The following is a 19,285-nucleotide window of genomic DNA, read 5'->3' as shown; positions in this document are numbered from 1 at the left end:
TTCGTGACGGACGAACAAGCAAATTTATTTTCCGATGATGTCGGTCGTAACCCTGTCAGCCATTTTGTGGTCGGCAAGGTTGCTGCCACTTTTTTTAGTAGTTCTGATAGTTTCTACAAAGTTTTGTTAGTTAAAGTGACCGAGCAAAACATCGATTGGTCGGAAGATGAAATCGTGGTCACCGGAAATTTTGCCGATATTCAGGAAGAGACCACTTATCGGTTTACAGGTCGGACTGTGACCCATCCCAAGTATGGCGTCCAATTCCAGGCCGATAATTATCAAAATGAGACGCCGACAACGCGCAGCGGCTTAATTGCTTATTTGTCAGGTAATGATTTTCCTGGCTTGGGTAAACGCACGGCGGAGCGCATCGTGGATACGTTGGGTGAAGATGCAATCGATAAGATTTTGGCCGATCCCAAGGTGCTCAAGCCGATTGGATTACGCGCCGGCGTCCAGGCGACCTTGGTCGATACGTTGACAGTCAATAACGGGCTCGAACAGACGATTATTGGCCTCAATGCGTATGGTTTTGGGAGTCGCCTGGCTGCTGCCATATACGCGCGTTATCAAGGCGACACGCTGGCGCGAATTCAAGAGAATCCATACTGCTTGGTCGAAGATATCAAGGGGGTTGGTTTTAAGAAGGCCGACCAGATTGCCGCTCAACTCAATATCGACCCGCAAGCGGATGAACGCTTAAAAGCAGCGCTGCTCACTGAAATCGATGAGTTGTGTGTGGCGAACGGCGATACTTATACGACTGCTAAGCCACTTTTGAATCAAACCTTACAGTTGCTGGAGAATGCTCGGCATGTGCGGATCGATCCGGATAAGTTAGCCGACCAACTCGTTGTTTTAGCCAAAGAGAATAAGATTGTTGGCGATGAGAACCGAATTTATCTGCGAGGGCTCTATGAAGCGGAGTGGCGGGTCGCCGAACAACTGAAACGGTTACTGGACGAGGAAGATGAGCACCCGTTGACGGATAAAGCCGTCGAAAGTGCCATCCAGCACGTCAGTCGTGCTAGCAACATCACTTATGACGCCTCCCAAACAGCAGCGTTGAAAGCGGCTATCACGTCGCACGTCTTTTTACTGACCGGGGGCCCCGGGACTGGAAAGACGACTATCATTCGTGGCTTGGTTGCGCTATACGCTGAACTGCATGATGTGGTGCTCGATGTTAACCAGTATAAAGATGAACCATTTCCGATTTCGTTAGCGGCGCCAACTGGTCGAGCTGCCAAACGGATGGCTGAAACCACCGGGTTGCCCGCCAGTACGATTCACCGCCTATTAGGATTGACTGGTCGTGAAGATGGCCCAGAGGAACCTAGCAAGGAACTTCAGGGTGGCTTACTGATCATTGATGAAATGTCGATGGTAGATACGGTGCTCTTTCAGCAGTTGCTGACGTCGATTCCGAGTGAAATGCAAGTGATTTTCGTTGGTGATAAGGATCAATTGCCATCAGTTGGGGCCGGGCAAGTCTTCCATGACTTACTACAGTTTAGTGAATTGCCGCAGATCGAGCTAACGACCATTTATCGACAAGGCAACGATTCCAGCATTATTCCGTTGGCACACGCCATTAAGGATGGTCAGTTACCTGCTGATTTCACCGTTAATCAGCCAGACCGTTCGTTTATTAGCTGTAACGCTTATCAAGTTAACCACATTATTGAACAGGTGGTCGGTAAGGCCAAGGCGAAGGGGTTTAGTGCAGATGATGTTCAGATTCTAGCGCCGATGTATCGTGGAACGGCGGGTATCGACCAACTCAACACGACTGTACAAAACATTTTTAACCCGCTCAAATCTGCGCGGCAGAAACATCTAACCTACAATGGCCAGGACTTTCGAGTCGGTGATAAGGTCTTGCACCTGGTCAACTCACCGGAAGATAACGTCTTTAATGGCGATATCGGTCGGATCGTGGGGATTGACCTGGCTGGTGATCCCCATAATGAGTCCAAAAAGGACCAAATCACGATTGCGTTTGACCAAAACGAAGTGACTTATCAACGAAGCGACTGGAATAGATTGACTCTGGCTTATAGTATGTCGATTCATAAATCACAGGGGAGTCAGTTCAAAATGGTGATTCTGCCGATGGTGCCACAATTTTCCAGAATGCTGCAACGCAATTTACTCTATACGGCCGTGACGCGTGCGGAACAGATGCTGATTTTGCTTGGGGATATTCAATCCTTCGAACGTAGTGTCACAAATGAATCAGTCAATCGCCAAACAACTTTAACGAAACGACTCCGTCAAGTTTGGGGAATAGAAACGAGGGACGAAGCGGATGAACCGGAAGCGTCGGCTGAACCTGCAACTGATGTGGAAGCAGCGGCTGGTGATGCTGAGACCACCACAGAAGGTGAACCAACTCAAGCCAAGTCGGAAAACGATGATGATGTGACTTCAGCCCAATCGGTTGAGACGGCGGCAGATGATGGTGAATCCGGGGCTAGTACGGCAGCGCAGCCTACCCAGGGCCCCACGGTATTAACGCCTACGCTCGTGTTAAGTCGGCAGATTGACCCGATGATTGGTATGGCTGGCATTAAGCCAACAGATTTCATGCCACAAGCAACTAATTAGTGGTTGATTGTTATAGACAAATTTCGGTAGGGACGGTATTGTGGCATATTTAGAGAATTATTTTCAAAAAGTCTTTGCTTAATAATTTCGAACTGGTCCGTCGCCCAAAGTTGTGCTGTTTCAGTCAAAAATATGCTTTCCTAGCAGTTTTTCGGGCGGGTAACTGCTATAATCAAAGTAGCAAATCATCAAACAACTTTTATGGAGGTCACTATGTCAACAGACGAATCTTATGCCAAACTAAAACTGTTTGCCCTGAATTCCAATTTACCGCTGGCTAAAAAAATTGCGCAGCGGGTGGGAATTCCACTCGGTAAAAGTTCTGTCAAGCGCTTTAGTGATGGTGAAATTCAGATTAATATCGAAGAAAGTATCCGTGGTGCGGAGGTCTTCGTTGTTCAGTCAATCTCAGAACCAGTCAATGATACGATTCTGGAATTGTTGATTATGATTGATGCCTTGCGTCGTGCGAGTGCCAGTCAAATTAATGTCGTCATTCCGTACTATGGGTATTCGCGTCAAGACCGCAAAGCCCGGTCGCGGGAACCGATTACTGCGAAGTTAATTGCGACGTTGTTGGAAAAGGACCGTGCCAGTCGGGTTATCACAGTCGACTTACACGCTGCACAAATTCAAGGCTTCTTCGATATTCCAGTTGATCATTTATACGCGGCACCGTTGCTGGCAAGCTACTTTAAGGACCGGGGGATCACGGATAATTTGGTCGTGGTTTCTCCGGACCATGCCGGTGTTTCCCGTGCGCGGAAGATGGCTGAACTGCTCGGTGCGCCGATTGCAATCATCGATAATCGGCATCCAGATGATGATGAAATCGTGCCAAACAGTATTATCGGTGATGTCAAAGGCCGCATTGCCATCGTGATCGATGACATGATTGATACTGGGACGCGGTTCGACGTTTCAGCGGATGCCTTATCGCAAGCCGGTGCAGCGACTGTCTATGGCTGTGCGACCCATGCGATTTTCTCACAAGATGCTGTACAGAAACTGCAGGCTTCTAAGCTAGAAAAGGTCATCGTCACGGATACAATTCAGATTCCAGAGTCGAAGCAGTTTGATAAGTTGGTTCAGTTATCTGTTGGTCCATTATTGGGTGATGCAATTAGATTGATTCATGAGCAACAACCGGTCGATCGTTTATTTGACCCACGCATTTAATCTTAAAATTCAACGAACGTTAACGTCTTGATACGTTAACGTTTTTTTATTGGCCATTAATGATCTGACTGGGGCGGTTGACTGAGGCAAATGATTGCTTGTGAGCATCAAAACTAACTTTATGTTTATCCACATAAACGCGGCGGTGTCAATTGTTAAGCTCACGTTGGCATTGACAACTATTTTTCAAAATAACCGGATTGTTTTGTAAAAAAGTGAGTGATTCTAGTTTGTATTTTCTCAAATTGTGCTACAATAAAATTATGATTTGTAAAAGCAAATTAAGATTTTATTAATCTTATGCTGTCAGGCGTTTTTGTTACGATAACATTTGAAATCTAAGGAGTGAATTAAATGTCACAAGCACATACAACGGGCAAGGTCCTAGCCGGTACGGTTGGTGCCGTTGGTTTATTGCTTGCTACAGGCCAAGCTGCCAATGCTGCTTCAGTCACCGTCAAGGCCAATGACACGGTGTGGAGCCTCGCTCAAAAGCACGGCGTTTCCGTGCAAAGTATTGAAAAATTGAATTCGATTACTCGGTCTGATTCCAACATTGATTTAATCTATGTGGGTCAGAATTTACAGATTAGTGGGTCAAAAGCGACAACTAAGTCAGCGACGACTAAAACCGCAACTAAGGGTACATATACCGTTAAAGCAGGTGATAGTCTCTGGGCGCTAGCTGACAAGTACAATACTTCCGTCCATGCCCTCCAACAATTGAATAACCTCTCTGGTAATTTAATTTTGGTTGGTCAGAAGCTACAAGTACCAGGAGCAACGACCAAGACGACCGCTAAAACTGCGACGGCTGCTGCAACGACGTCCACGACGACGGCCAGCAGCGCTGCTAGCTCAAGTTCAACAGCCAGCGCTGCTTCCAGTTCAGCTACCAGTGTCAACAGCACGACAGTAAGTCAGGATACTGCCAGTGATGCTAGTTCGACTAGCGCAACGAGTGCATCAAGCTCATCGACGTCTACGACTGCCACGGCTACTTTAAAGGCGGTTGCGACGAGTGCCAGTGTTGATACTGACACGACCACTGCAACCAGTGCGAGTGCATCAAGTGCTGCTACTAGCTCATCAACAACTAGTCAGAGCACGTCTTCAAGCACTTCAGCTGCCAGCCAAAGCTCGTCAACTGCCAGCCAGAGTTCTTCATCAGCTGCTAGCTCAACCGCAAGTAGCCAAAGTGCAACGAGCTCGACCAGTAGTAGTAGTAGTGCTGCTAGCTCAACAGCATACAATGCTGCAGCAATCACTAGCGCTGCCACTAGTTCAAGTACGACCAGTCATCAAGCAACTGCAAGTTCAACGACTAGTGCGGCTAGTGAAAGCTCATCAGCTGCAACTTCATCAAGCACTACGAGTCAGAGTAGTTCATCAGCTGCCACGAGTAGTGCAAGCAGTAGCACGGCAACCACGACCAACACCAGCAGTAGTACTTCAACCACTACTTCAAGCGATTTAGCAACTGGTTCTGTGACTGGTTTAGCCTTGAAGCTGGCTAGTGCTAACATTCCTTATGTTTGGGGTGGCGCAAGTCTCTCAGGTATGGATTGTTCTGGATTAGTTTCCTATGTTTACCAACACGCAGCTGGGATTACGTTGCCACATAGTACGGTTGCTCAAGAATCATACGTGACGACTCATTCCGTAGCCGATGCGCAACCTGGCGATATCCTCTTCTGGGGAAGCCGTGGTGCCACTTATCACGATGCCATCTATATTGGTAACAACCAATACGTGGCGGCGCCAACTGAAGGTGAAAACGTGCAAGTTCAAACGATCAGTTCGTACTTCATGCCAAGTTTCGCCGGAACGGTTAAATAAGTTATTAAATACGAATAATCCGGACACTTGGTTGACTGAGTGCTCCGGATTATTTTTTTGATTTCATGATTTAAACTTACTAACAATTGTGGTATATTAATCTTGTCGTTTTTTTAGGATTAAAAATTTGATGGATAAATTTGTTCTAAGGAAGTGTTATCAGTGAGTAATCGTTTTGAAATTCTTGAAGAATATCAAGAAGCTAATACGGAACTTGATCATTTAAAGGCGTTAGCTGCGCGGCAGCAGGAACGCTCACGGGTTGTCACGATTTACCCGCATTTAAAGGAACGTGTTGGTCACTTATCTCGCAAATGTGAACAGCTGGATATGCTACTAGAGGCAATTAACGCTTCTGAAGACTAAACTGAAATTTGGACTGGTTAAATGGGGTTGTCCCGTTAGCCAGTCTTTTTGATTGGTTTTAGCGAACCGATTCTGTTGTCAGACAATGATATCGCGACATCATTGTCTAAGGAGCAACGCCAATAATGCAGCAGATATCACAGGGTGGGAACGTATCATTTTGACATTTATTGTGGGCATCAAATTGTCATAAATTATGATTAAAGCGTGCCAATTGTTTGGATTGCTGTTCGTCAGCCGATGCGCGTCCAATTCCGACCTCCAGGGCTGGCTGACAATTGCTGGAGCGTAGCCGACGTCGATTTGAACTCACGCAGAAACCCACTGCGCAATTTCAAATACGAGTCTTATTCTAAGCCGGAAGAAAGACACTTCCGACTAAGAATAATTTGGCTACTGAGCATTGTCCGGCGGGCCGGCCAGTCGGGAAGCCGCTCGAATGGCGGATGAACGGCCACCTATCTGGGTACAATTGACCACTGAATATTTAAGTGTCTGTACGATCAGGCTAGCTTGTATTCGACATCGATGATGCTTTATGGCATCTGAGTACTGCGAAAATTTCCTGAATGTTATTCACTAATTTCAATGGCAACGAATCTTTAAATTAGTCGATAAAATTATCTCTGTTTATGATTTGAGACTTTGTTATCGCAGGCAATTAGCGAAAATACTGACAATGTTCAGTATAGCTGTTGTCTCCGGCAATCGAATACGAGTATGGCAGCTTTCATCAGAAACTAGACTTACAGTTTAGTGCCAAAGTACTATTTACTAAGAATCAACGACCAATTCATTGAAAATTAAGTCCGCAAATGTCTGCCTTTCGAATACCATCCCGGCTTCCAGGTATTCTGGGCAAGGCCAAGTGGTGAAATTTCACTTAGCAAGCGTTTTGTGCTTGGTTAGTGAAAGACCAGTATTTAAGACGTGGTTTGTCTGCTTAAATCTGTGCCACCACGTTCCGGCCATTGCCCAGAATGCCTGGAAGCCGGCGTACGACGTCCCTCAAACAGCAGGTTTACGCTAACTCGCACTATTTCCAGCGGGTCTTAGCTGGCTGCTTTTGACTTTAAGGATTGGCACGTTTTAATCATAAGTCATGACAATTAAACCTGTACAACGTGGATATATGCACAGGAATGAGTATTAAACATGGTTCAAATAAAGAACAGCCTCCAATTCAAGGTCGAATTGGGGGCTGTTCTTTAAAACAATGTGTTGTAGCTAATGATGATCGTGAATACTCGTATCAATCCAGAACGGATAAGGGTGGGTCGAGAAATACAAATCATAGTTACGGTTGCCGATGATTTGTCCATCCATTTGGCCGATTTCGACGGAATTTACGCCTAAGTGCAAGTCGGCATTGCGGTAGTGGTGAACAAAGCGTGAATTTAAGTGGCGACCTCCTAACAGCAGTAGCAGGAATAGCCAAACAATTGTCCACCAGTGTGGTTCTTCAACGACGATTAATTCTAGTTGGTCGTCGTGTAGATTCGCCTGGGGAAGAATTTTGACGCCACCACCGAAATAGGGGATATTGGACACAGTGCAGAGAAAAGCGTGTCGATAATAGTCACGCTTCCGATTGACGTGCACGGTGAGCGGGAAGCCCTCCTGTTGGGAGTAGGCAGTCAACATATTGCTGAGATAGGACCAGCGTCCCAAACGGCCTTTCTGCTTACTACGGTTCGTATCGTCGACGATTTGCGCGTCGAAGCCCAGACCAACATTGTTTACAAAGTAGCGATGCTCATTTTTGAGCGTTTCATGATAGTAGCCGACATTTAATGTCCGTGGACGCATGTTATTGAGCACTTGTGCTAAGGCAATTTCAGGATCAGTGGCCATGCCCAGGCCCCGTGCAAAATCATTTCCAGAGCCACCTGGAATGTAGGCGATTGGAATCGGGTCTTGTTGTGGGACTTGCATGATACCATTCAGTGCTTCGTTGAGGGTGCCATCGCCACCGACAACTAAAATGACCGGGGTGATGTTCGGTCGACGCTGAATCGTTTTGACGTATTCCGCTGCGAGTCGGATCGTATGGCCAGCATATTCAGAAATCCGGTATTCAAAATGAATTTGGCGTTGCTCCAGAATGGGTTTGATGGTTTCCCAAACTTGTTTTCCATGGCCGGAACCAGCGAGTTCATTAATAATAATGTAGTATTCAGCAATCAAAGTTACACCTCGTATCAGTCTTACACCATAAAAAGCCGGAACAGGATCGTTCCGGCAAGTAGTTAGTTCATAATCAACATCGGTAGAATCATTGGGTGACGTTCAGTCTTATCAAATAAGAAACTTTGTAAGTCATCAATAATGGCATTCCGGATAGTCGCTTCAGTCGCTTTATCCGACTTCATCTTCCGTCTAATCGTGCGGAAAACGTGCCGCCGAGCTTCGTTGATCAAATCACCAGATTCGCGCATATAAACGAACCCGCGTGATAGAATATCTGGACCAGCTTGGATCTCTTTCTTCTTTAAGTTAATCGTTGCAACGACCACAACCAGCCCTTCTTCAGAGAGGACTTGACGGTCACGTAAAACAACGTTGCCGATATCGCCAATCCCAGACCCGTCCACATAAACGTCACCAGCGCCAAAGTGACCCGCAACGCGTGCGGAGTCTTTGGTGAAGGCGAGTACGTCACCGTTTTCGAGAATGAAACTGTGATCCAGCGGGACACCACATTGTTCGGCTAATTCCGTGTGAATCTTCAACATCCGGTATTCACCATGAATTGGCATGAAGAATTTAGGTTTCATCAACCGCAACATTAGTTTTTGTTCTTCTTGACCACCATGACCAGAGGTGTGAATATTATTCACTTTACCATGGATAACATTGGCCCCGGCTTCTTCAAGTTCGTTGATCACGTGGTTAACGCTGAGCGTGTTACCAGGAATTGGCGAACTGGAGAAGATAACGGTGTCACCAGGTTCGATTGAAATCTGCCGGTGGGTCCCGTTAGCAATCCGTGAGAGGGCGGCCATCGGTTCACCTTGAGAGCCAGTACACAAAATCATGACTTTATTAGCTGGCAGGGAACGCAAGTCGTTGGCATCGACCATCGCGTCATCCGGAATATAAAGATAGCCCAGCTCACGACCATTGACGATGGCGGCTTCCATACTACGCCCAAAGACTGCAATCTTACGGTGATGTTCTAGGGCGACTTGGGCTGCTTCCTGAATCCGTGAGATGTTGGAAGCAAAAGTGGCGAAAATAATGCGTCCTTCGACTTGTTCAAAAATGTGCCGAATAGATTGCGCCACCCAGCGTTCAGACTTCGTCCAGATTGGCCGTTCAGCGTTGGTACTGTCTGACATTAACGCCAGAACACCGCGTTCGCCAAGATGAGCCATCTTTTGAAGGTTCGGTGGCTGGTTGGTGATTGGTGTTAAGTCGAACTTGTAGTCACCAGTTTCCACAATCGTGCCAGGTGGGGTTTGAACTGCAATCCCCAAAGTATCCGGAATTGAGTGGGTGGTTCTGAAGAACGAGACCCGCGTTTTGCGGAATTTAAGCACCGTGTCCTCATTGATTTCATGGAGCTCCGTTGTCTTTAATAACCCGTGTTCCTCTAGTTTACCCTTGATTAAGGCCAAGGCTAGGGGGCCGGCATAGATTGGCACGTTGATCTGCTTTAATAGGAAGGGAATCCCACCAATGTGATCTTCATGACCGTGCGTAATCACTAAAGCTTTTATTTTTTGCTGATTTGCAACTAGATAAGAATAATCTGGAATGACGTAATCAATTCCGAGAAGTTCGTCTTCTGGGAATTTGATACCGGCATCGATCAGAATAATCTCGTCTTGAAATTGGATACCATAAGTATTTTTCCCAATTTCTCCTAAACCGCCGACTGCAAAAACAGCGGTTTCGTTATTTTTGACGTTTAAACGTTTCATTTATTGAACTCCGTTAGGTGATACTCTGGATTTTTTTGTTCGTAATCCAAGAAGTTACCTTCTAACGGTTCGATAAATTCGATATTGTGATCCGTATTATCTTCCACTAAGGTCCGCGCCTGAACTTCGGTCTCAGCTTCGAGATACAAAGATTTGGTCGTTTCCCGTTGTGGGTTCCGTTCTTTGGTTTCTTGGTAGTAGACTTTGTAAATCATTCGTAAAACTCCTTAATATAAACAAGATTTATTCAGATGCAAAGTGATCTGAATAGATAGCAAAAATAAAAGTTTGATCCGTACACCAGGTTGTGTAAACACAACAATTATCTTACATTTTAGCATAATTTCAGATGGGTGTATACAATGTTAACTTTCTACAAAATTGAAGTGACAAAAAGAAAATTTTTTTATGAAACATGCTATGCTAAACATAAGCAAAAAGATTGAAAATTCCTAAAATTGTGAACGAATATACAAAAAAAGAATCGAGGTGTCGGGATGCAAACGTGGCTAACAATTATTGGTGGCGTGCTGATTGCAGTGATTGTTTATGAAGTCTTGCGCCGCCAAGTCTTAAAACGTGCGGCTTTGAAAATCAGGCGGGGTGGTCAACGCGTCGCGGATCAGGCCATGGCAGCGGCTTTTAAGGTGCTGGCAAATACGATGACTGTGCAGGAGGTGGCTGGTGCAATCCATTCGACACCGGTCGCAGATGTCTGGGGCCGGGGCGTGATGGCATTCGAGTACGTACTGGATGCACCAGGGATGGTTGCCGCCGATTTGCCAGAAGTTCGTCGGTTGTTTAATAATCAATTACAAGTTTATGCTAAGAGCAATCAAGTGGTGGCGTTTCAAAATGCGGGGCCAGCGTTACGGGTCACGGATGCCTGGCTGCGCAGTGGTCAATTGCACTTGGACATTGCGTATTTAATGAATGAAGCGACATTAGAATATTTAGAGGATCTACGCCGATTAGATCCGAGTACAGCAAAAAAGCAGTCCTGATCACACTCAGGACTGCTTTTTTAACACACTCATTAAGAAATGAGTACTAAGTCATCGTCAGCTGCAAAGGGGTTTGCTTCATTGATGTGGTCGTAGAATAAAATCCCATGCAAATGGTCGATTTCGTGCTGGCAGACGATTGCCGGATAGTTCTTCAGGCGAATTTTCTTCTGCTCACCGGCCATATTATAGTAACGAAGTGTGATCCGGTCGTGGCGAATCACGTAGCCGGAGATATCCCGGTCAACGGATAAGCAGCCTTCACCCTCAGTTAACGCCCCGGGTTGAACTGAATGGCTAATGATGACAGGGTTGATGATGACGTCCTTGAAGACTGGTTCGTCATCTTCGTTTTCACTAGGAACAAGCACTGCCGCCATTTGTTCAGAGACGTCAACTTGCGGCGCAGCTAAACCAACACCGGCACGTAGACCATATTTTTTGGCCAATTCAGGGTCTTGGCTGTTTTCTAAGTATTCCATCATGTCGCGCGCCAACTTTTGGTCAGCTTCACTTAATGGGAATTTAACGGGTTTTGCTTCCGCGCGTAACGTGTGATTACCTTCGCGGATAATGTCGCGCATTTTAATCAATTTCAATTACCTCCAAAATTAAGATCGCGCAATTTACACTTAGTATTTAGTTTAGCATACACGACAATTAAAAAGTAGCGTCACCTATGAAAAGAATGAAAACAAAAAAACTGACAAATTAAATAGTTCACAATCATCTTGCGAAAAAAAGCCGGTTCCACGCTCTTTGGAAGGGCTTGCAAAAGATGAAATGCAATGGTAAATTAGACTTGTAATTATGAAAACGATTACGAACGCGGCATATCGTGCTCGTTCGTACGTTCATGAAAGGGATGTGTCATTTATGGACAACGAAAAACCAATTGTTGATTTTGGTGCGATCCGGGATGCACTTGGGAAAGACTTTGAACCCGTGCAGGTGATGGATGGTCAAGCTAAAGTAATCAAACCAGAAATTGTCTCTAAATATTCAAACGAGCAACTTGTTGAATTCTTTAAACTAATGTTATGGGAACGGACGTTACACCAACGTTCGAATGCTTTGACACGGCAAGGCCGGTTGGGTTTCTATGCACCAACGGAAGGTCAAGAAGCCAGTGAAATGGGTAGCAATTCTGCGATGAAGAAGACTGACGTGTTAATGCCAGCCTATCGTGATATCCCACAGTTGATTCAACACGGGCTCCCCGTATACAAAGCCTTCTTATGGTCACGGGGTCACGTACTTGGCAACGAATATCCAGAAGATTTCCATGCGATGCCACCACAGATCATCATTGGTGCTCAGTATGTTCAAGCTGCTGGGGTTGCGCTTGGTATCAAGAAGAATAGTACGGAAGACAAAGTTGCCTACACATACACCGGTGATGGTGGGACGTCGCAAGGGGACTTCTATGAAGGCATGAACTTTGCCGGCGCCTTCCAAGCACCTGCAGTGTTCATTGTTCAAAATAACGGTTACGCGATTTCAGTGCCACGTCGCAAACAAACTGCTGCCAAGACTTTGGCACAAAAAGCGGTTGCTGCGGGTATCCCAAGCGTTCAAGTTGATGGGATGGACTTTTTAGCAGTTTACGAAGTCACCAAAGCAGCACGTGAATACGCCGCTGCCGGCAATGGCCCAGTGATGATCGAAACCTTGACTTATCGTTTCGGACCACATACTAACGCGGGTGATGATCCTAAGCGTTACCGGACTAAGGATGAAGAACAACCATGGTTCGATAATGATCCATTGATTCGTTACCGCAAGTATCTGACCGATCAAGGTGTTTGGTCTGAAGATCAAGAAAACGAATACGTTGAACAAGTTAAAGAAGATATTAAAGCCGCTGTAAAACAAGCGGATGAAGCACCAAAGCAAAAAATGACCGAATTCTTGGGGAATGTCTTTGAAGAACAACCACAAAACATTCAACAACAAATTACGGAATTCCAAGCAAAGGAGTCGAAGTAACATGTCAAAGAAAACGTATATCCAAGCGATCACCGATGCACTTCGATTAGAACTCGGGTCGGACGAAAAGACCTTGGTTTTTGGTGAAGATGTTGGTAAAAACGGTGGGGTTTTCCGGGCAACCGATGGCCTCCAAGCCGAATTCGGCGAAGATCGGGTTTTCGATACTCCTTTAGCAGAATCTGGTATTGGCGGCTTATCAATTGGGCTAGCCTTAGAAGGATTCCGGCCAATTCCTGAAATTCAATTCCTTGGGTTCATTTTTGAAACCTTAGATTCAATTGCCGGCCAGATGTCACGGGAACGTTTCCGGACTGGCGGCACTCGGCACATGCCAATCACCATCCGTTCACCATATGGTGGTGGGACGCACACTCCAGAAATGCATGCGGATTCATTGGAAGGCTACCTGGCTCAAATCCCAGGATTACGGGTGGTCACACCATCTAATCCATATGATGCCAAGGGCTTATTGATTTCATCAATCCGTAACAATGACCCCGTCTTCTTCTTGGAAAACTTGAAGTTATACCGGTCAATGAAGGCGGATATTCCTGATGAAGCCTACACAGTACCGTTAGATAAAGCTAATGTTGTTCGTGAAGGAACGGACATTTCCTTAATTGCTTACAGTGCTCAAGTTAATCAATCACTCAAGGTTGCTGAAAAGCTTGAAAAAGAAGGTATTTCAGTTGAAGTGGTCGACTTACGGACTTTGTCTCCTTTAGATGAAGAAACGATTCTAAAATCCGTTCAAAAGACGGGTCGCGCAGTTGCCATTCAAGAAGCACAACGTCAAGCTGGGATCGCAGCCAACGTTGCTTCGCTGATTGCTGAAAAGGGCGCCTTATACTTGAGTGCGCCAGTCGGCCGTGTTTACGCTCCTGATACGGTTTATCCATTCGGGTTAGCTGAAGACGATTGGCTACCTGCTGAAGACGAAATTGAAGCAAAGACCCGCGAAATCTTGAACTACTAAGCAAGACGCGACATCGAAAAACAGTCACCTGAGACTGTCAGGAAAGGAAGTTATCCAATGGCTTACGAGTTTAAATTACCAGAGCTTGGTGAAGGCCTTGAAGAAGGCGAAATTGCATCATGGCTCGTAAAACCTGGTGATGAAGTCAAAGAAGACGATTCTCTAGTTGAAATTCAAAATGATAAATCAGTGGAGGAATTACCTTCTCCAGTGAGTGGTAAAGTGATCGATATTTTAGTTCCAGAAGGTGAAACTGCCAAGATTGGTGACGTTATCGTAACAATCGATGACGGTTCTGGCGATGCGGCACCCGCTGCTAAAGCGGATGAACCAGCAGCGGCTGAAGCTGCCCCTACTGCAGACACTAGTTCGGCCCCTGCTGAATCAGCAGCACCAGCGCAACCAACTGGCACCCCGGCTGCTGGAGATCCTAACAAACGGGTCTTGGCAATGCCATCTGTTCGTCAATATGCGCGTGATAAAGATATTGATATTACCTTAGTGACCCCAACTGGTGCTCACGGTCAAATCACGAAGCAAGATATTGATAATTACACTGGCGCACCAACGGCTACTGGTGCTAAGCCAGCAGCGGCTCCTGCCGAAACTGCACCCGCAGAATCAGCAGCACCAGCACCAACGCCAGTTAAACCGTACGTTTCAGATACACCAGAATTAGAAACTCGCGAAAAGATGACCCCAATTCGGAAAGCAATTTCTAAAGCGATGGTCAACAGTAAGCATACGGCGCCACATGTTACCTTATTTGATGAAGTCGAAGTGAGTGCCTTGATGGCTCACCGGAAGAAGTACAAGCAAATTGCGTTAGATCGCGATATTCATTTGACCTTCTTGCCATACTTCGTTAAAGCCTTAGTTGCAGTGCTGCAACAATTCCCAGAATTAAATGCATCAATTGACGATGCTAATAAGGAAATCGTTTACAAGCACTACTTCAACATTGGGATTGCGACCGACACCGACCGTGGCTTGTTAGTACCAAATATCAAGCATGCTGAAGGCAAAGGACTCTTTGCAATTGCCAAGGAAATTACCGACAATACGCAAAAAGCATACGACGGTAAGTTGAAGGCCAACGAAATGAGCGGTGGCTCAATTACGATCAGTAATATTGGGTCAATTGGTGGCGGCTGGTTCACGCCAGTTATCAACCAACCAGAAGTTGCAATCCTCGGGGTCGGCCGGATTGGTAAAGAACCATACGTTAATGACGACGGTGAAATCGTGGTTGGTAAGATGCAAAAGTTGTCACTCAGTTTTGACCACCGTTTGATTGATGGGGCGACTGCACAACGGGCCATGAACTTATTGAAACAATTGCTACATGATCCAGAATTACTTTTGATGGAAGGATGAGGTCAGAATGGTTGTAGGAGATTTTGCTGAAGAACGCGATACAATGATCATCGGCGCAGGCCCTGGGGGTTACGTCGCTGCGATTCGGGCCGCGGAACTCGGCCAAAAAGTCACCGTGGTTGAAAAGGAATATATCGGTGGTGTCTGCCTTAACGTTGGCTGTATTCCATCAAAGGCTTTGATCAGCGCTGGACATCGGTTCCAAGAAGCTAAGGATAGCAAGATTTTTGGAATCAAGAACATCCAAGACCCAATCTTGGACTTCAAGGTCACTCAGGATTGGAAGGACCATCAAGTGGTGGACCGTCTAACCGGTGGGGTCGAAATGTTGCTTAAAAAGCACAAAGTAGAAGTTGTCCGTGGTGAAGCTTACATGCACGATAACCATACGTTGCGGGTCATGAATGGTGACCATACTGGACAAACGTACAAGTTTAAACATTTGATTATTGCAACGGGTTCACGCCCAGTTGAAATTCCTGGGTTTAAATTCAGTGGTCGAGTAGTCGATTCTACTGGCGGTTTGAACTTACCAGAAGTACCAAAAGAATTAGTTGTTATCGGTGGGGGCTACATCGGCTCTGAATTAGCCGGTGCTTATGCCAACCTTGGTGCCCATGTGACGATTCTTGAAGGTACCCCACAAATCTTGCCAAACTTCGAAAAAGACATGGTCAAGCTCGTCTTGAACAGCTTTAAGAAGAAAGGGGTCGACGTCATCACTAATGCGATGGCTAAGAACTCTGAACAAGATGATAGCGGTGTAACGGTGACGTACGCTGTCGACGGTAAGGAAACTGAGATTCACGCTGATTACGTGATGGTTACCGTTGGTCGGCGGCCAAATACCGATGACATGGGCTTGGAATACACGGATGTTAAGCTCACAAAACGGGGCTTGATCGAAGTCGACGAACAAGGCCGGACTGCTGCTGAAGACATTTATGCCATTGGTGACATCGTTGCTGGTGCTGCCTTAGCACACAAGGCCTTTGCAGAAGCAAAAGTCGCTGCCGGTGCCATTAGCGGCAAGAAGACAGCCAATGACTACGTTTCGATTCCAGCGGTCTGCTTTACAGATCCTGAATTGGCAACGGTCGGAATGACGAAGGCGGATGCTGAAGCAGCTGGCTTACAAGTCAAAACGTCGAAATTCCCATTTGCTGGGAATGGTCGGGCCATCTCATTGAACTCGATGGATGGGTTCTTCCGCTTGGTAAGTACCAAGGATGAAGGAACCATCGTCGGTGCTCAAATTGCCGGTCCTGGTGCAAGTGACTTGATTTCTGAACTGAGTGTTGCGGTCAATGGTGGTATGAACGTTGAAGACCTTGCTTTGACGATTCATCCACACCCAACCTTAGGTGAAGTTGTCCAAGAAGCCGCGGATGAAGCGATGGGTTACCCAACGCATATCTAAATAATGACTGAAAGTTTGAGGTGCAAGCCTCAAACTTTTGTTTTACATAGCATTAGTCGCGGCTGAACACTATCGTCAGAACAACCTGGCAGGTGTTGCAGACTGAATCGTGATAAAATGGGAGATCCATCAACCGGATGGACCCATGCGTGAACAGTGAATAATTCGATTAAGCTCGTATGACGTTGGCCAATTTGGTGTGAATGATGATTCAAACGTGCCAATTGTTTGGCTTACTGTTCGTAATCCGATGCGCGTCTTAGTCCGACTTCCGGGGCCGGCTGACAACGCTGGAACAGGGCGGACATCGATTTGAACTCACGCAGAAACCCACTGCGCAATTTCAAATACGAGTCTTCTTCTAGCCCGGGAACCCCACCCGGACAAGAAGAATTTCGCCCTTGAGCATTGTCAGCCGGCCCCTCCAGTCGGGAACCCGCTCGAATGGCAGATGAACGACCACCTACTTTGGTGCAATTGACCACTGAATGTTAGGAGACAGATCCTTCGAGCAAACTTTTGATCGATATTCGATGATACTTTATGGCGCTTTAATACTGAGAAGGTTACCGAATATGATTCACAAAATCCACGGCCGCTAGTCTTGAATTTAGTCGATAAAATTGCCTTCGTTTATAGTTTCTGACTTTGCCATCTCAAACGGCCAAAGAAAATTCTGACAATTTCAGTGAAACTGCTGGTTAGAAGTTCTAAAGCATGGGTCAAAATGGTCAGCTATTGTTTAAAACCAGCCTTACAGTTGACTATCAAAATGACCGTGGGTTAAGAACCAACGACTAATTCAATAAAAAGTTGAGTCCGCAAATGTTCGCCTTTCGAATAGTGTCCCGGCCGGAAGGCATTCGGGGCAAGGCCAAGTGGTGAAATTTCACTTAGCAAGCGTTTTTGGCTTGGTTAGTGAAAGACCAGTATTTAAGACGTGGGTTGTCGGCTTAAATCTGCGTCCACCACGTTCCGGCCATTGCCCAGAATGCCTGGAAGCCGGCGTAGGAAGCATCTACCACAGAAAGTTTACGGTAACTCGCACTGTTTCCAGCGGGCCTCAGCTGGCTGCATTTGAACTCAGAAAATAGCACGTTTTAATCATTATTCATGACAAATCAAGAAGTACAATGCGTCATTAAGTGAAATGAGTCACGCGTTATTGGGAAGATTTTGCGTAATTATTAGATATTCGGGCCAAACTTTTATCAGTAAATGGTCTACACTGTGGTAGGTCGGCAGCGAGCGGGGAATGTGACCTGAACTCGGATTGGGCTAGCGTTAATGTTACAAAATGGTAAGCTTTTTGTTAACATTTACTTGAATTCGTTGACAGCTCAGGTACAATTATTAGCGAAGGTTGGAGGGATTAAAATGATCAATACAGTTATTATTCGGGGATTATTCGAGTTCGTACAACAATTGATCTTGGTTGCGATTGCTAAGGATTTACCAATTAAGTTGGTTGTCGCGACGCAAGCGGATGAAGCGCCACGTTATCAGGCGCTCATCACGGCTAGTTTGACTTGTCGTCAGTTTACTTTAGATGCACAGCTCAAACCAGACTATTCACAAGCCGATAGTTTAATTATTGGAAATTTAGTGCCACTGGCTGCCGATGGTGATGCTAGTGGTGATTTAAAGGCGACCTTGCCATTATTCCGGTCGTTTGTTAACGATGCAATGGGTGCCGGTTTTAACGGTAAAATTGTGTTGGCAGGTAGTAATGACGCCGTATTAAGTGTACTCGCTGCCAAGTTTAGTGGCATTGACCACTCCAAAGTCATTGGTGTTGGTACCTTGCCACAGAGTCGCTTGTTGGAACAGCTTCTTCGGCAACAATTGAGTGTTGGGCCGGCTGATGTCCGGGCGTTTGTTGTTGGAACTGCAGCTGCCCACTTGATTTCTTGGAGCCGCTCGTATATCGGTCCGGCGCCAGTGATGACCTACTTGGCCAACCAAGATATTAGTTTTGGGATGGATGAGATGACGGCTGCGACTGATCAAATCGATGACGCGACGATGATTACTAATCAGACTCTGAGTGTGTTAGCATTAGTACAGATACTCAACGCGTTTTATGCGCAGACGCCCTTCATTGGGACGGTGACTAATATTCAAGCGAGTGGCGATGATGACCAGCTGGTTGGACTGTCCTCACCCGTGCTGATTAGTGCCAATGGTCTTAAACGGATGGCAGATATGGTCTTGTCCGATGAGGAGCAAAAAGAATATGCTGAGATTGCGGGACAGGTTCGTGAAGAGCTAGCCCGGGTCACGGCAGGGGAGTTGGATGAAGATGCCAAAGCACAGTGATAATTATCAATATCCGCTTGATGAAACGTGGACGACGGCTGATATCATCAAGGTGACGACTTTCTACCAGGCAATTGAAGCGGCAAATGAAAGCTCGATTGCAACGGCGGAGTTATTAGCGGCGTATGATGATTTCAAGACGGTCGTTCCGGCGAAATCTGAAGAAAAGCGACTCTCACGTGATTATGAAGCCGCTTCAGGTTATCGGATCTATCAAACGATGCAAGCCGCACGAGCAACCAATAAGCAACGATTTCAATACCGAGACTAGGTG

The 19,285-nt window shown here is 46.1% G+C and carries 15 protein-coding genes; 11 read left to right on the top strand and 4 right to left on the bottom strand.

Annotation, left to right across the window (positions count from 1 at the left end):
- The first annotated feature begins 3 nt into the window (after positions 1-3).
- The 4 genes from KGF70_RS00400 (at position 4) to KGF70_RS00385 (ending at position 5,997) form a co-directional block, all read left to right on the top strand.
- On the top strand, positions 4-2,613 hold the full coding sequence (locus KGF70_RS00400; protein ID WP_216767938.1) for an ATP-dependent RecD-like DNA helicase: 2,610 nt from the start codon (positions 4-6) through the stop codon (positions 2,611-2,613).
- A 213-nt stretch (positions 2,614-2,826) separates the two neighbouring features.
- Positions 2,827-3,792 (top strand): ribose-phosphate diphosphokinase, encoded by a 966-nt coding sequence (locus tag KGF70_RS00395; RefSeq protein WP_088771100.1) that lies wholly within the window; start codon positions 2,827-2,829, stop codon positions 3,790-3,792.
- 354 nt (positions 3,793-4,146) lie between these two features.
- Complete coding sequence (locus KGF70_RS00390; protein ID WP_216767937.1) at positions 4,147-5,631, top strand: C40 family peptidase; 1,485 nt, start codon at positions 4,147-4,149, stop codon at positions 5,629-5,631.
- 162 nt (positions 5,632-5,793) lie between these two features.
- Positions 5,794-5,997 carry a hypothetical protein gene (locus tag KGF70_RS00385; protein ID WP_216767936.1) on the top strand — a complete coding sequence of 68 codons (204 nt, stop codon included), beginning with the start codon at positions 5,794-5,796 and terminating at the stop codon, positions 5,995-5,997.
- A gap of 1,227 nt (positions 5,998-7,224) precedes the next feature.
- On the opposite strand, the gene KGF70_RS00380 is transcribed toward KGF70_RS00385, so the two are convergent.
- From KGF70_RS00380 to KGF70_RS00370, 3 genes are all read right to left on the bottom strand, one after another.
- A complete protein-coding gene (locus tag KGF70_RS00380) occupies positions 7,225-8,184 on the bottom strand; it encodes a diacylglycerol kinase family protein (protein ID WP_050338419.1) in 960 nt (319 codons plus the stop codon).
- A 62-nt stretch (positions 8,185-8,246) separates the two neighbouring features.
- Entirely contained in the window at positions 8,247-9,923 is a 1,677-nt protein-coding gene (locus KGF70_RS00375; protein WP_216767935.1) for a ribonuclease J, read from the bottom strand.
- Positions 9,920-10,138, bottom strand: a complete 219-nt coding sequence (locus tag KGF70_RS00370; protein ID WP_003639048.1) for a DNA-directed RNA polymerase subunit epsilon — start codon at positions 10,136-10,138, stop codon at positions 9,920-9,922. The genes KGF70_RS00375 and KGF70_RS00370 overlap by 4 nt, the downstream gene beginning before the upstream one ends.
- Before the next feature lie 282 nt (positions 10,139-10,420).
- On the opposite strand from KGF70_RS00370, the gene KGF70_RS00365 reads away from it, so the two are divergent.
- Positions 10,421-10,927, top strand: coding sequence for a hypothetical protein (locus tag KGF70_RS00365; RefSeq protein ID WP_105921557.1), 507 nt, complete (start codon positions 10,421-10,423; stop codon positions 10,925-10,927).
- 32 nt (positions 10,928-10,959) lie between these two features.
- On the opposite strand, the gene def is transcribed toward KGF70_RS00365, so the two are convergent.
- Positions 10,960-11,520, bottom strand: coding sequence for a peptide deformylase (gene def, locus KGF70_RS00360; protein WP_003639046.1), 561 nt, complete (start codon positions 11,518-11,520; stop codon positions 10,960-10,962).
- Between the two features lie 283 nt (positions 11,521-11,803).
- Here def and pdhA point away from each other — a divergent pair, with 283 nt between their 5' ends.
- From pdhA to KGF70_RS00330, 6 genes are all read left to right on the top strand, one after another.
- A complete protein-coding gene (gene pdhA / locus KGF70_RS00355; RefSeq protein WP_216767934.1) occupies positions 11,804-12,916 on the top strand; it encodes a pyruvate dehydrogenase (acetyl-transferring) E1 component subunit alpha in 1,113 nt (370 codons plus the stop codon).
- A 1-nt stretch (position 12,917) separates the two neighbouring features.
- On the top strand, positions 12,918-13,895 hold the full coding sequence (locus KGF70_RS00350; RefSeq protein ID WP_003639044.1) for an alpha-ketoacid dehydrogenase subunit beta: 978 nt from the start codon (positions 12,918-12,920) through the stop codon (positions 13,893-13,895).
- A 57-nt stretch (positions 13,896-13,952) separates the two neighbouring features.
- Positions 13,953-15,272 carry a 2-oxo acid dehydrogenase subunit E2 gene (locus KGF70_RS00345; protein ID WP_101873301.1) on the top strand — a complete coding sequence of 440 codons (1,320 nt, stop codon included), beginning with the start codon at positions 13,953-13,955 and terminating at the stop codon, positions 15,270-15,272.
- Positions 15,273-15,279: 7 nt separating this feature from the next.
- Positions 15,280-16,692, top strand: coding sequence for a dihydrolipoyl dehydrogenase (lpdA, locus tag KGF70_RS00340; RefSeq protein WP_003639042.1), 1,413 nt, complete (start codon positions 15,280-15,282; stop codon positions 16,690-16,692).
- A 1,377-nt stretch (positions 16,693-18,069) separates the two neighbouring features.
- Positions 18,070-19,011: a lactate dehydrogenase gene (locus KGF70_RS00335; protein ID WP_105924007.1), complete on the top strand. Its 942-nt coding sequence runs from the start codon at positions 18,070-18,072 to the stop codon at positions 19,009-19,011.
- Positions 18,989-19,282, top strand: coding sequence for a UPF0223 family protein (locus KGF70_RS00330; RefSeq protein WP_050338425.1), 294 nt, complete (start codon positions 18,989-18,991; stop codon positions 19,280-19,282). Before KGF70_RS00335 ends, KGF70_RS00330 begins: the two co-directional genes overlap by 23 nt.
- Positions 19,283-19,285: the final 3 nt, after the last annotated feature.

The organism is Lactiplantibacillus sp. 7.2.4 (genome assembly GCF_018991185.1).
GTDB classification, from domain to species: domain Bacteria; phylum Bacillota; class Bacilli; order Lactobacillales; family Lactobacillaceae; genus Lactiplantibacillus; species Lactiplantibacillus pentosus.
The sequence above is the reverse complement of the archived record's forward strand: the minus strand, read 5'-3'. Positions and strand labels throughout refer to the sequence as shown.